14 protein-coding genes are annotated in these 12,414 nt (G+C 48.0%); 7 read left to right on the top strand and 7 right to left on the bottom strand.

What is annotated here, in order from left to right; all coding sequences use genetic code 11:
• The first annotated feature begins 1 nt into the window (after position 1).
• The 3 genes from MY523_RS18885 to MY523_RS18895 are packed head-to-tail and all read left to right on the top strand — an operon-like array spanning position 2 to position 3,811.
• On the top strand, positions 2-397 hold the full coding sequence (locus MY523_RS18885; protein ID WP_250656230.1) for a response regulator: 396 nt from the start codon (positions 2-4) through the stop codon (positions 395-397).
• On the top strand, positions 394-1,890 hold the full coding sequence (locus MY523_RS18890; RefSeq protein WP_250656231.1) for a GGDEF domain-containing response regulator: 1,497 nt from the start codon (positions 394-396) through the stop codon (positions 1,888-1,890). Before MY523_RS18885 ends, MY523_RS18890 begins: the two co-directional genes overlap by 4 nt.
• Before the next feature lie 34 nt (positions 1,891-1,924).
• The gene (locus MY523_RS18895; RefSeq protein ID WP_250656232.1) at positions 1,925-3,811 is read left to right on the top strand and encodes a sensor histidine kinase; all 1,887 of its coding nucleotides are present in this window, start codon (positions 1,925-1,927) and stop codon (positions 3,809-3,811) included.
• An 18-nt stretch (positions 3,812-3,829) separates the two neighbouring features.
• On the opposite strand, the gene MY523_RS18900 is transcribed toward MY523_RS18895, so the two are convergent.
• Positions 3,830-5,197 carry a WS/DGAT/MGAT family O-acyltransferase gene (locus MY523_RS18900; RefSeq protein WP_250656233.1) on the bottom strand — a complete coding sequence of 456 codons (1,368 nt, stop codon included), beginning with the start codon at positions 5,195-5,197 and terminating at the stop codon, positions 3,830-3,832.
• 284 nt (positions 5,198-5,481) lie between these two features.
• Between MY523_RS18900 and MY523_RS18905 the strand changes: the two genes are divergently transcribed.
• Positions 5,482-6,138, top strand: a complete 657-nt coding sequence (locus MY523_RS18905; RefSeq protein ID WP_250656234.1) for a 2OG-Fe(II) oxygenase — start codon at positions 5,482-5,484, stop codon at positions 6,136-6,138.
• Positions 6,139-6,169: 31 nt separating this feature from the next.
• Here MY523_RS18905 and MY523_RS18910 read toward each other — a convergent pair whose 3' ends face one another.
• On the bottom strand, positions 6,170-6,922 hold the full coding sequence (locus MY523_RS18910) for a transglycosylase SLT domain-containing protein (RefSeq protein WP_250656235.1): 753 nt from the start codon (positions 6,920-6,922) through the stop codon (positions 6,170-6,172).
• Positions 6,923-7,261: 339 nt separating this feature from the next.
• Here MY523_RS18910 and MY523_RS18915 point away from each other — a divergent pair, with 339 nt between their 5' ends.
• The gene (locus MY523_RS18915) at positions 7,262-7,507 is read left to right on the top strand and encodes a hypothetical protein (protein ID WP_250656236.1); all 246 of its coding nucleotides are present in this window, start codon (positions 7,262-7,264) and stop codon (positions 7,505-7,507) included.
• A 151-nt stretch (positions 7,508-7,658) separates the two neighbouring features.
• A complete protein-coding gene (locus MY523_RS18920) occupies positions 7,659-8,267 on the top strand; it encodes a YigZ family protein (RefSeq protein ID WP_250656237.1) in 609 nt (202 codons plus the stop codon).
• Between the two features lie 23 nt (positions 8,268-8,290).
• On the opposite strand, the gene MY523_RS18925 is transcribed toward MY523_RS18920, so the two are convergent.
• Entirely contained in the window at positions 8,291-8,560 is a 270-nt protein-coding gene (locus MY523_RS18925; RefSeq protein WP_250656238.1) for a DUF1127 domain-containing protein, read from the bottom strand.
• A gap of 153 nt (positions 8,561-8,713) precedes the next feature.
• Here MY523_RS18925 and MY523_RS18930 point away from each other — a divergent pair, with 153 nt between their 5' ends.
• Positions 8,714-9,625, top strand: coding sequence for a LysR family transcriptional regulator (locus tag MY523_RS18930; protein WP_250656239.1), 912 nt, complete (start codon positions 8,714-8,716; stop codon positions 9,623-9,625).
• A 284-nt stretch (positions 9,626-9,909) separates the two neighbouring features.
• Here the strand turns inward: MY523_RS18930 and MY523_RS18935 are convergent, their stop codons facing one another.
• From MY523_RS18935 to MY523_RS18950, 4 genes are read right to left on the bottom strand one after another with little or no spacing between them, the layout of a single operon-like run.
• Complete coding sequence (locus MY523_RS18935; RefSeq protein WP_250656240.1) at positions 9,910-10,404, bottom strand: DoxX family protein; 495 nt, start codon at positions 10,402-10,404, stop codon at positions 9,910-9,912.
• Between the two features lie 25 nt (positions 10,405-10,429).
• Positions 10,430-11,203 carry an HvfC/BufC N-terminal domain-containing protein gene (locus tag MY523_RS18940; RefSeq protein WP_250656241.1) on the bottom strand — a complete coding sequence of 258 codons (774 nt, stop codon included), beginning with the start codon at positions 11,201-11,203 and terminating at the stop codon, positions 10,430-10,432.
• Entirely contained in the window at positions 11,190-12,035 is an 846-nt protein-coding gene (gene bufB, locus MY523_RS18945; RefSeq protein WP_250656242.1) for an MNIO family bufferin maturase, read from the bottom strand. Before bufB ends, MY523_RS18940 begins: the two co-directional genes overlap by 14 nt.
• A 37-nt stretch (positions 12,036-12,072) precedes the next feature.
• Positions 12,073-12,339, bottom strand: a complete 267-nt coding sequence (locus MY523_RS18950; RefSeq protein WP_250656243.1) for a BufA1 family periplasmic bufferin-type metallophore — start codon at positions 12,337-12,339, stop codon at positions 12,073-12,075.
• Between the last annotated feature and the right edge of the window lie 75 nt (positions 12,340-12,414).

Consider the following 12,414-nt stretch of genomic DNA (forward strand, 5'->3'; position numbering starts at 1 on the left):
AATGAGCAAATCTTTTATATTGTGTGTTGATGATGACAAAACGATCTTAATGAGCTTAAAAGCGCAATTAAGGTACTGTTTAGGGGCTGAGTTTTGCTATGAAGTAGCAGAAAGTGCAGAGGAAGCCTGGGAAGTCATCAATGATCTCGAAGAGAGTGGAGACAGCCTTGCGGTGGTGATCTCTGACTGCTTGATGCCCAAGGTTAAGGGTGACGAATTTTTGATCGCGGTGCATAAAAAATACCCCAAAGCGGTCAAGTTAATGCTAACCGGGCATGCGGATAATGACGTTATTGCCCGGGCAAAATCAAAAGCCAACCTTGCGGCATGTCTGACGAAACCGTGGAGTAAAGAAGAGCTAGTCAATATTATTAACATGGCATTGGAAGCACCATGAGCAGACCCGTTATTCTTTGTGTCGATGATGAGCGAATTATCCTTTCCAGCTTAAAAAGCCAGCTGATGAATAATTTGGGAGACCGTTACCAAATAGAGTTGGCGGAAAGCGGAGAAGAGGCGCTGGAGATACTTGAGGAGCTGGATGAAAACCAGACAGAACTTCCTTTGGTCATTGCAGATCAGATTATGGGGGGAATGTATGGTGATGAACTACTGGCCAGAATCAAACATATGCGCCCCAATACCCATAGTATTATGCTGACGGGGCAAGCGACCGCAGAATCTGTGGGGGAGGCTGTTAACAAGGCTGGTCTGTTTCGCTACATTTCTAAACCCTGGGATGAAGAAGACCTTATTCTAACGGTGAAAACCGGGCTGCGTAGTTATTATGATCAGAAAGAGATACAGCGGCAGGAGTGCTATCAGAGTACTCTAAATCAAGTTCTTCAATTGGTTATTACCAAGGCTTCATTTGAAGAGCAACTTGCTCAAGCGCTAACGACTATTTTATCAACGTGTTGCTTTACCACACTGGGTAAAGGGTCTATCTATACGGTCAATCTGGAGCAGGCTGACCTTGAATGGTCAACTGCAGCTCAGCCGGATCTGGTGATGGTGTCACAGCTGAATGGTGGCCTGGCCCCTGAAAACAAACTTGATTTCCGTGAAAATGAAAGCCAGGTTCAGTTGATCAGTGACGCTTCAAACTCCCGCTATTATGTGGCACCCATCACCCTGCAAAATAAGCCTGTTGGGGCGCTTTATATCTATATTGATGCCAGTTACGAAGACGGGCCGCAAACCCGAGAGTTTCTATCGTCTGTCTGCCATATACTGGCTGGAATGATTCGAATATCCCAGTATAACCGGGCACTTGAAAAACACAGTGCAGAACTTGAAGAGGTTGTAGAGCGGCGTACTCAGGAGCTACATGACGCGTTAAGAAAACAGGAGCAGCTCAATGATACGTTTATTGCAGCCAACAAAAAGCTGGAATATTTTGCGACCACCGATGAGCTAACCAAGTTAATGAATCGCCGTTGTTTTTTTGAGCGGGCAGATGCAGAAGCAGCAAGAGCGCATCGTTATGGGCGAAAGACACTGTTGGCAATACTTGATGTGGATTTTTTTAAGGAGGTCAATGATACATTCGGACATCAGGTTGGCGATCGGGTGCTGGCTCAAGTGGCCAATGTAATTGTTGAGACGATACGTGAGCATGACTTTGTTGGCCGAATCGGAGGGGAAGAGTTTGCTTTGTTGATGCCAGAGACAACCCTTGAAGATGGTAAAGAGATATGTGAGCGCGTTCGCCAGGCGATATCGTCCAGCCAGGTGGTTGTTGGCTCTCATAGTATAGCGATTAGCGCCAGTATGGGGCTTTCTGAAGTGAGGCAAGAAGAATTAACCATTGGTGGCGCGATGATCAGGGCAGATCAGGCGTTGTATGACTCAAAACACAGAGGGCGAAACCTGATTTCGTTGAATTAGGGGTGGCCTCAAACGGTGTGGAGGATAGATCTGAGTGACTGTAGGGATACGCGGCAAGTTATTATTAATTACGGGTGCCACCGTTTTTATCGCTCTGGGAATATTAACCTCGCTCCAGGTTTCGTTGCAGCGAGAGGCGTTTGAAGCTGAGTTGCAGAAACTAACGGCACTGATGAAAGAAAACCTTTATCAGCGTTCCATCCTTCAGGCCGAAACCCTGGAAGGGTTAGTGACAGAAGATATTGCCTCTTATAACCTGCTTTCTTTAACCCATAGAGTGCAGCAGGCCACAGATGATACCCAGGATCTCGAATATATTGTCATTTTGGACAAAGACAATAAAGTCTATGTCCATACCGCTGATGCAGCACAGCAGCAACAGGATTACGTAGCGCCAGATAGCGGCTCGGTGGTGAAAACAATAACCACTGATAAAGGCCATACCATTACCTTTCTAGGGGAGCCGGGTGCCGAGTCATTTATGGTGTACCGGCTTCCTCTTAGCATCGGCCCCTCAAAGTGGGGGCACATGCTGCTTGGTTACTCACTGGATCGCCTTAATGTACAAGTCGCTCAGTCCCAACAGGAGAACAATCAAAGGCTTAAAGCACTTGCGATAGAAACCTACTTTTTGGGGGCGGCCGTTTTGTTGGTCGCTTACCTGCTGATCTCCCAGCTATCGTTACGTATGGTCGCGCCGATTGTTTCGCTGAGCCGTTTTGCAAAAGACCTCTCTGCGGGGGACTTTTCCAATACTCATAACATTACCTCAAATGCCAAAGACGAGGTGGGGGTTTTAACCAGAAACTTTGCCGATATGGCGGTCAAAGTAGAGCAGAGTCGTAAGCAGCAGGCTGAATACAACCAAACACTCGAAAAGAAAGTCAGTGAGCGTACCGAAGAGCTGAACCGAAAAAACATAGAGCTGACCCAGGCACTGGAAGGTTTGGAAGAGAGTCAGCAGCAGCTTATTCACTCTGAAAAGATGGCGGCTCTGGGTCAGTTAGTTGCCGGAATCGCGCATGAGATCAATACCCCGCTGGGCGCGATTAAAGCCTCTGTTGGCAATACATCGAAATACCTTGCACTGTTCATAGAGGGACTTCCTGAATTTTTAGCATCGGCCAGCCCTGAGGACAAAGGGCTTTTGTGTGACTTGTTGATGAACGCCCGACACGAGAAAGTGAGTAGTACGCGGGAAGAGCGCAAAATCAAACGACAAGTTAAGCGTGCGCTGGACGATCAGCAACTTGAAAGAAGTGATGAATTGGCCGATATGCTGGTTGATATGGACATCAGCAGTGAGATCACGCCTTTGTTGCCCGCGTTGGCTGAGCCGTCGGCCTTTAAAGTCGTTGAGCTGGCTCATCGACTGACGGGGATCGGCCGTAACAGCGAGACAGTAAGAACCGCCATTGGCAGGGCATCAAAGGTTGTTTTTGCATTAAAGAACTTTGCCCACCATGATGACTCAGGACACATGATCTCAAGTGATATCAATCAGGGGATTCAAACGGTGCTGGTGCTTTATCAGAGTTTGTTGAAGCAAGGGTGTGAAGTGGTTGAACAGTTTGGCGACTTGCCGCCAATTGCCTGTTACCCCGATGAACTCAATCAGGTCTGGACCAACCTGATTCATAATGCGCTATACGCCATGGAAAATAGCGGAACACTGGTGATCAAAACGGCGCACCAAGGTGAAAATATTATCGTCACGATCACCGATAATGGGTGCGGTATTCCACAAGAGATTCAGTCCAAAATATATGAGTCATTCTTTACCACTAAACCGGCAGGTGAGGGGAGCGGCTTAGGGTTGGGGATATGCAAGCGCATTATTGATAAGCATGATGGATCGATTCAATTTACCAGCCGACCAGGAGAGACCACGTTTGTCGTGACGCTCCCGGTTAGCCACTAGCTTACGCCATTTAGTAGATTATAGGTCGGCGGCGACTTCCAGCTCCTTGATGCCGTTTTCAAGGTAGTCCAGCAGCCGCTGCATAGAAGGCAGTGTTCGGCGGCAGGCGGTAAGGCCAAACTCAAGCTGGTCTTCATAACTGAGCAACGTAATATTAAGTGCGATACCGTCTAATGGAATCGATACTGGGTACATGCCCTCAAGTTTTGCGCCGTTCCAGTAACAGGCTTTTTTAGGGCCGGGTACGTTAGATATGACGACATTAAAGGCTTGTAAGCCCGGTGCTAAACCGGTCAGTAGGTTTAGGCCAGTGGGGGCCATCGTCAGTGCGGTGTAGTTGAGGGCCTCTTCTGGTGTCATTTGACTCATGCGCTTTTTGGCGTCTTTAACCGACGCTTTTATTACGGATAAGCGATCACTCGGATCTGCAATATGTGTCCCCAGGTTTGCCAGAATCATAGCGATTTGGTTACCGCCCTCGCTGTCATCTTTTCTTAATGACACGGGCACCATCGCGATAAGGGGTTGGTCAGGCAGCGCGTGTTGATTAATCAGGTAGTTGCGTAAAGCACTTCCGCAAATGGCCAGGACTACATCGTTCATGGTGGCGCGCATGGCTTTGCCAATCGCTTTGATACGATCCATCGAGTATGACTGCGCGGCAAACCGGCGTGACCCGGTAATGGGGGCATTCAATATGCATTGGGGAGCCTGGAAAATAGACACCGTATCAGGGTTCTCATTGGCCTGCTGAACGGACTTATAGACCTCTCGAATGACTGTTGGAATCGTCGACAGCTGTTTGCCTGCCGAGTTACTCAGTTGCGTCAGGCTGCTAATAAAGTCAGTTGCGGTAGGCGATGTTGCCTCACGTTTTTTTGGTTGCATGGCCCACCATGGTGGCAGGTCTTTGGCGTTCGGGTCATTTGACAGGGCGCGAGTGGCCATGCGAATGGCCGACATTCCATCAATCAGCGAGTGATGCGCTTTATTGTAGAGCGCGAAACGCCGCCCCCTGACCCCTTCAATCAAGTGACACTCCCAAAGCGGTCGCTGTCGATCCATCAGGTTACTATGCTCTGCGGAGATGTGAGTCAGCAGTTCACGAATACGGCCAGGTTTGGGTAACGCTTCATGGCGGAAGTGGTGCTCTAAGTCAAAATGGTGATCTTCTTTCCAATAGTAGCTGCCCAGGCGTTTGGTCAGTCGCTGGTTAAAAGGGTACTCAGGCTCTGAATAGGTGCGAAGTAATTCAGCAAGTTCGGTGACGTATTTGGGGCCTGCACCTTCAGGGAATGAAAATAGCTGCAAACCACCAACGTGCATGGGCTGTTGGCGTTTTTCAAGCCAAAGGAAAAGTTGGTCGGCTGGGCTGAGAGCTTTCATGTGTACTGCTTCCTTTTCTGATTATTATTAATCCTGACTTTCTTATATATGATCTTATACTTTGCTGGGTCAACTAAGTGACCAAGTAGCATGATGAGAACGCCGCACGAGTATCGGTGGCCATCTCATCGCCCAATGATAACAAAGAATATAAATATCAGGTCAACACTAAGTGTATAATAGCGTGGTTTCGCAGGAGGGATCGAGCTGAATTACCAGGGCCAAGTCGAAACGGCTGTTTTTATTTCATTATTGTTAACAATGTTTTCTTATTGAGGCCAGATATGGCAAACAACTTACAAGATAGCGTGCAGCAACCCTCTTTTTCATACCGTGAGTTGGTCGATGCCTTGGTCGATAGAGGCTATCTTGTGGTTGATGATTTCTTATCGCCAGAACTGACCAAGGCGCTTAGGGATGAAATTACCGAACTAAATCGAATGGGGATTGAGAGAGCAGGTATTGGCAGGGGTGGAGCGCTGCAGGTTAACGATGATATTCGCTCAGATAAAACCCAGTGGATTGAAGGCGAAACGAGCGCGCAACAGCAGTTTCTATCACAATGTGATGATTTGAGAAGCGAGATTAACCGCCACCTTTTTATGGGGCTGCATGACTACGAAGCGCACTTTGCCGTATATGAGCCTGGGAGCTTTTACCAGAAACATCTGGATGCATTTAAAGGGCGTTCAAACCGCGTGCTCACCAATGTCATTTATCTGAATGAGCACTGGGAGTCAGAATGGGGAGGAGAGCTTGCGGTGTATGATGAAGCAGATCAGCTCATTGAACGGGTGTTGCCCAAAGGCGGACGAGCCATTTTCTTTCTTAGTGAGCGCTTTCCCCATGAAGTCCTTAAAACCACAAAGCAGAGGCTAAGTATTGCAGGGTGGTATCGTATTAACAGTAGTACCGGCAGTTATATCGACCCCGCCCGTTGATTGAGTGACGGCACGACTATGAACGCCAGGCCTATGCCTCAAACTGGCTAAACTGAGTCTGGTACTTCAGCACTTTATTAACATAGCTATAGGTCTCACGGGGTGCTTTAGTCCAAAGCACCCAGTTCATTTCGGCTGCATTGCGTGGCGGGTTCTTTGACAGCAGCTTACGCTTAACATTTACCGGCCCCCAGTTGTATGCGGCCAATACTAGCATTTGCTTCAGTTTGTCATCGGTAATGTGCCCGAAGTGATGCTCTTCCAGTAGCTTCAAATAGGCACTGCCCAATCGTAGATTGGTATACGGGTCTTTAAGTTGTTCCGCTGTTGGGGTCACTCTTTTCTTGTGCAGGCGATAATATGCATCTCGACCTGCTGCACTGGCGATGACTTGCATCAGGCCCACCGCGCCCGCATGGCTCCGCACGCCTGAACGAAAGCTCGATTCGGCTTTAGTTACCGCGTAAACCAGGCTCTCATCTACCTTTAACTCAAGCGCAACACGTCTAATTTGTTTCTCAAACGGAAACGCCTCTTTGATAACGCTCGCGTAAGCATCTACCGCATCATTTAACGGGTCAGATAAGGTATATAGCTCTGCAGCCTTTTGGTCGGCATCGACAGTAGAAAGCATTGTTGTGGTTGTAGGCCGGGTATGTTTGATAATGGTCGAGTTAGAGCTGAGTTCACTGGTCAGGGCAAATAGCATCGCAGAGAAAACAGCAAAGGAAACGAAAATTTGTGTGTTCAGGTTTTTTTGTTTTTGCTGGGTCATGAACCGCATTTTATTAACCTCGTCACAATTGTTGTGTGACTTTGATTATACTTATGCTGGTGTTTAGCTCTGTTGAGTCGTGATGTTATTTCGTAAGTCCAATAACAATTGAGCAACGTACTGAAAAATGCAAAACTTTGTTAAAGTGGCTCTGTAGCAGGAAGAATAAGGCGTTCCGGGCATTGAGCGAAACAATATGAACGAGCGTACCGCTGAAATAGCTTTAGTGTAGTTAAACAGTTGATTAAAATATCGGCAATTGCTTGTACAGGCGTCAAACAAACAGTCCTGTCATTAGGCAAATTGCCAGAATAAAAATAACAATTATTGCAATCAAGGAATACTATCATGTACCCATACACACTACTGGGCGTCAGCCTGGAAAGTAATACCATCACCGTTAAAAATAATATCGTCGCTGGTGCTCCACTACAGCTGGATTGCGCGTTTGTGTTGCGGTCAGGTCGGGCTGAAAAAATGTTCTCGCCTGAAGATATTGACTGTCTAACCCAAGCGACTGGCTTAACGGTAGCGACCAATGAGCCATCAAGAGGCAAGGCGGATAGCACGACCAAACTCAGGTTGGTGGCGTAAGCTCAACCCCTCCTTCATTTCGCTGTCAGTTTGGTGACTGGATACGGTAAACTAATATCAATGTAACGACTCACTCTGTAGCCTTCTCTAATATACATCAGCAGGGCTACAGGTGGCGTTGTGTGATTTTAGCGACCAATGTAGCCAACCCATGACCTCTACCTACCCTGTTCCCTCTTCCTCGTGTGAAGTCTGCCACGAAGTCAAAAAAAGCCGGTTTATCGCCTTTGCAGCCTATGCTGATACCCGAGAACAGGCGATGGCATTGCTTGCGGAGCGGAAGGGCAAGTATCCCGATGCCCGACACCATTGCTGGGCGTATCAGTTTGGTAACCCCAAGTCTGCGGCGAGCGCGGCGATGTCAGATGATGGTGAACCCAGTGGCACCGCAGGTAAGCCTATATTGAACGTCTTGCAGCACAAAGACGTGGGTGATGTGATGATCATTGTCAGCCGGTATTTTGGCGGTATAAAGTTAGGCGCGGGTGGCCTGGTTCGGGCGTACTCAGCGGCAGCTCAAATGGCGATGGATGCACTCAAAACCGAGCAGCAAGTCGCACGCAGGATGCTCAATCTCACTTGTGATTTCTCACACGAACAGCTTATCAGGCATTGGCTAAGCCAGCATGACGGGCTGATAGAGCAGATTAACTATGGTAATCAGGTTTCCATGGCTATCGCTCTACCAGATCATCATTGCCAGCCATTTGATGAATACGTCGCGAACATTGGATGTTCTCTCACACCAGTAGAAAGTTAGCCGCTGGTATTCGCAATCGGGGCTTAAGACTTCCAAAACGGCTTACCTGCCTCATTGATCGCGTCACTTCTGCTAAGGCCTATATCCTTTAACTGGTAGTTGCTTAGTTGGGCCAGTGCGCGACGTTGACGAGCGCGTTCTTTCCATAGGTAGATAGCGTTTTTTAGTTTCGGTAGCAAGATACGCAGCTTGACCTTGAGTTGTCTCTTCATTTTCTGAAGCGTATGGGGCGCGTCTAGTGTTGCAAACCTGCGAGGCTTAGTTAGAAGGTGGCTGTTAGTTGATAATTGCATGTCGATCTCCTGTTAGATGTTTTCGGTGTTGATCATTTAAATCCCATGCAGGTTTTCAATCCAATCGTATGTTTGGATGCACGTCATCTGATATTCCGATGGCACTTTTTTTTGTTATAGGGTTCAATTAAATCCTCAAACAGGAGCCGTTAGATGGAATTGAACCAACTCAAAACATTTATTACTGTCGCCGAAGAGCAGCACCTGACACGAGCAGCAGAGCGATTGTTTACCAGCCAACCAGCGGTCAGTGCTCAACTTAAAGCACTTGAGGAATCTTTAGGGGTGGTTTTATTTGATCGCACGCCTAAGGGGATGAAGCTGACGCCGTCGGGTGAAAAACTGCTGATTCAGGCTCAAGCCGCGTTGGATGCTGCCAACTTAGTTGTTTCGCAGGCGAAAGCGATTAAGGGCGAAGTGATGGGGCGCTTATCTGTGGGTGTTAATTCAGACTTGGCCTTTTTGAAACTTCCGGAATTATTGGCGGATGCCAGTCAAGCGTATCCCGGTGTTCAGTTATCATTTATCCACAGCATGTCGCCTGATATTTTGCTGGATATCCGCAAAGGCAAGCTGGATACAGGCTTTTTCTTTGGCTCATCAACAACAACTGATCTGCATGTTCTGCAAATAGCTGATATCAAGACCGCGATTGTGGCGCCAAAAGTGTGGGAACAAAAGATTAAGTGCGCATCGGTAGCAGAATTGGGTGCACTTCCGTGGGTTTATACCACCGAGCGTTGCCCATTTTATCACCTGACTGAAACCATGTTTCGTGATGCTGGGGTTGAGCCAAGTAAAGCGGTGTTTGTTGACAACGAAGAGTCAATTCGCCAATTAGTAAAATCAGGCCTGGGTGTCGCATTGCTGCGGCTGGATGATGCCGAGCAAGCTGAAACTGAAGGTTGGGGGGCTTGCTGGGGCGGAACCCCACCGCCGATATCTCTCAGTGTCGCGATGCAGCAGCGCCGGGTTCAGGAACCTGTCTTACAAGCCTGGGTTGATGAACTTTCCAAGTTTTGGGAGATTCCCGAGAGCGAACTGTTGGGTAAGAAGGTGTCGTAGAGGAATTGCACTGCTAACCATAGAGTCGGGCGCAGGGCACCCTCGTACAAAGGCCTTGGCAAGATATGTGGCTACAAAGAGGTTCGTACAAAGGCCTTGGCAAGATGTGTGGCTACAAAGAGCTAGGTCGTACAAAGAGCTTGGCAAGGTGTGTGGCTGCAAAGAGGTTGGAGGGTGCCCTGCGCCCGATAATATGAAGATGAGTAATGCAGGGGCGTAGCGGGATATAGCTAGGGGAGACTTATGAACTCTTATAGCTCCCGCACGCACCTTACTAAACTCATCTATGGCACTAATTTGCGCTTGATCAGGTGGTCAATAGATAGCTTTCCTGGTCCGTAGACCACCAGCACTAGAAGCATGGCTCCCCAGAAATAATGATCTTTAATACCCGCAGGGCTGATATCCGGGTAGGAGATTGCCGCAACAAAGTTCAGTATAAAAAGCCCTGCCGCGCCAAACCGGCCAGCGAGCCCGAGTACCAGCAATACCGGCAGTATCAGCTCTCCACCTGTTGCTAAAATAGCCGCCAGTTTAAAATCAATGACCGGAACGGCATATTCGTACTCGAATAGCATTAAGGTGGTGTCCCAGCTTTTGATCTTGGTTAAACCTGACATGAAAAATACTTTGGCGACCGATAAGCGGAATATCACATTTAATACGGGCTGGAGATAATCGACCCATTTTATGGTGGCAGAGTAGAGCTTAACAGTGCGGCGCATAAGGCTTTTTTTGTCGCTTTCCCGGTTGGTTTCAACGGTGGTCGTGGTTGTCATGTCAGGCTCCTGAATACGTTTCTATTTATTCGAATGTGGCTACCCAGCCGTGACGGACGGCGGTGGCAAAAAGCTCGGGTACGTTTTGATCGGGATATTCCTCTAGAAAAACCTCAATGGCTGCAGAAAAATTTGCCGTTTGGTTGAGGCTGCTCAGAAAGTGCCATTGGGGTTCTTCGAGGAGATCAACCCGCATTTCATACTCTCTTCGCCAAATCAGTAAAAAGAAATCACTGCGAATGAGTTCTATTGTCTGGTCGCTTTGTTCGTCGCTCTGATGAGGCTGGTTGTTCTGCCATATTTTATGAATGGGCCAATGAGAGTGAATCAAGCGACTTGCTTTGGGAGGGTGAAACTTGAGTGCCATTTGCTGCTCTGGAGACATTAAGCCTAGCCGCTCCAGGTCTAATGGAATACTATCCGACTCATTGAATACCTGATGCCATGCCCACTCCAAACGAGCAACATCTGCCATATAGGGATACTCTGATAAGGGTTTGAATGAGGCAACAAACTCCGCCAGGCGGTGGCCATATTCGGCAATATTAGCTGACTGTGACGGGGTTTCTTCAATATAACGCCTGCAAAGGCCTTCAAAAGGATTATCTCCCAACAGTTTATTAAGTGTCGGATAGATATCACTGAGTGCCTGTAACAGCCCCCCTCGAACACTGCCTCGGTATATTGCCAGACGCTCGTTTGATGAGAGTGTGCAAGATGGTTTGATAAAGCGATCTGCTGCTACACCGGTGCGATACATAGCGCTCATAAACTGGCGCTGAACATCATGCAGCGACATGGTACTGCTCCAAAATATGTGCGGCTTTTTTGGCTTCTGAATATAAAACATCGAAACTGGGAATATTGGTGTCCCACTCAACCAGTGTTGCCGTTGGGCCGATCATCTCTATAACTTGTTTATATAAAGACCAAACCGGGTCATGAATAGCACTGCCGTGCGTGTCCAATAGGTGTGTGCCTTCATCCTCGTAACCGGCTAAATGAATTTCTCGAATGCGCTCATGGGGAAGGGCTTCCAAATACTCTAACGGGTCAAACTGGTGATTCTGGGCGCTGACATAGATATTGTTCACGTCGCAAAGCAAATCACAATCAGCCTGCTTGGCGACTTCGGCTAAAAATGCCCACTCAGTCATTTCATCAGATTGGTAGGTCACGTAACTTGAAACGTTCTCAACCATTATTCGCTGCCCAAGTGCATCCTGCACTTGCATAATGCGGTTAGCCATATGCTTGAGGGCTTCTTCTGAGTAAGGCATCGGAAACAGGTCGTTGCCATGAATGCCGTCGTAGGATGACCAGCAAAGGTGGTCTGATACCCATTGGGGTTTAAAACGGTTGATTAGATGTTTCAGTTTTTTGATGTAGCCCTGGTCAAGTGGGTCTAACGATCCAAGTGATAGGCCAACACCATGGAAAGTAATAGGGTAGTGTTCTCGTATTTGTTCTAAATATTGCAGAGGCAGCCCGCCATTGCCCATGTAGTTATCTGTCAGGGCTTCAAACCAAGGAATGTCAGGGAGTGTTTCCAGAATTGTCTGGTAGTGAATTGAGCGTAACCCAACTCCAGCACCGCATAATGATGCGCTGTGATGACCGGTAGATGACATGTGGAAAACTCCCTGCTGCTGGTGGCTGTGCGGATAGTTAGCTTTTTACCTTGCCACCAACGATCTTATCGCAAGTGCCTGTCGGTACATAAACCCACTCTTCCGGGTCGCCATCGACTGTTGATTGCCCTGCACAGCTATGCTTGCTGGTGCCGCAGTCGTTCATACCGGCTTTCGCAATCCCCTGGCATTTTTCAAAACCCGGCTTACCGGCGACTGCATTGCCAGCGCTTGCCATCATGCCAACAGCTAATACACCCGCGATAGCCGCGCTTGCAATTGACTTACTATTCTTCTCGCTCATCTGAAATTCCTCTTTCATGTGTGGATTGATCTACTTGTTGGGTATTGGTGCCTTAAAAAATAAGGACACAATAGA

Source organism: Alkalimarinus coralli (assembly GCF_023650515.1).
Lineage (GTDB): Bacteria > Pseudomonadota > Gammaproteobacteria > Pseudomonadales > Oleiphilaceae > Alkalimarinus > Alkalimarinus coralli.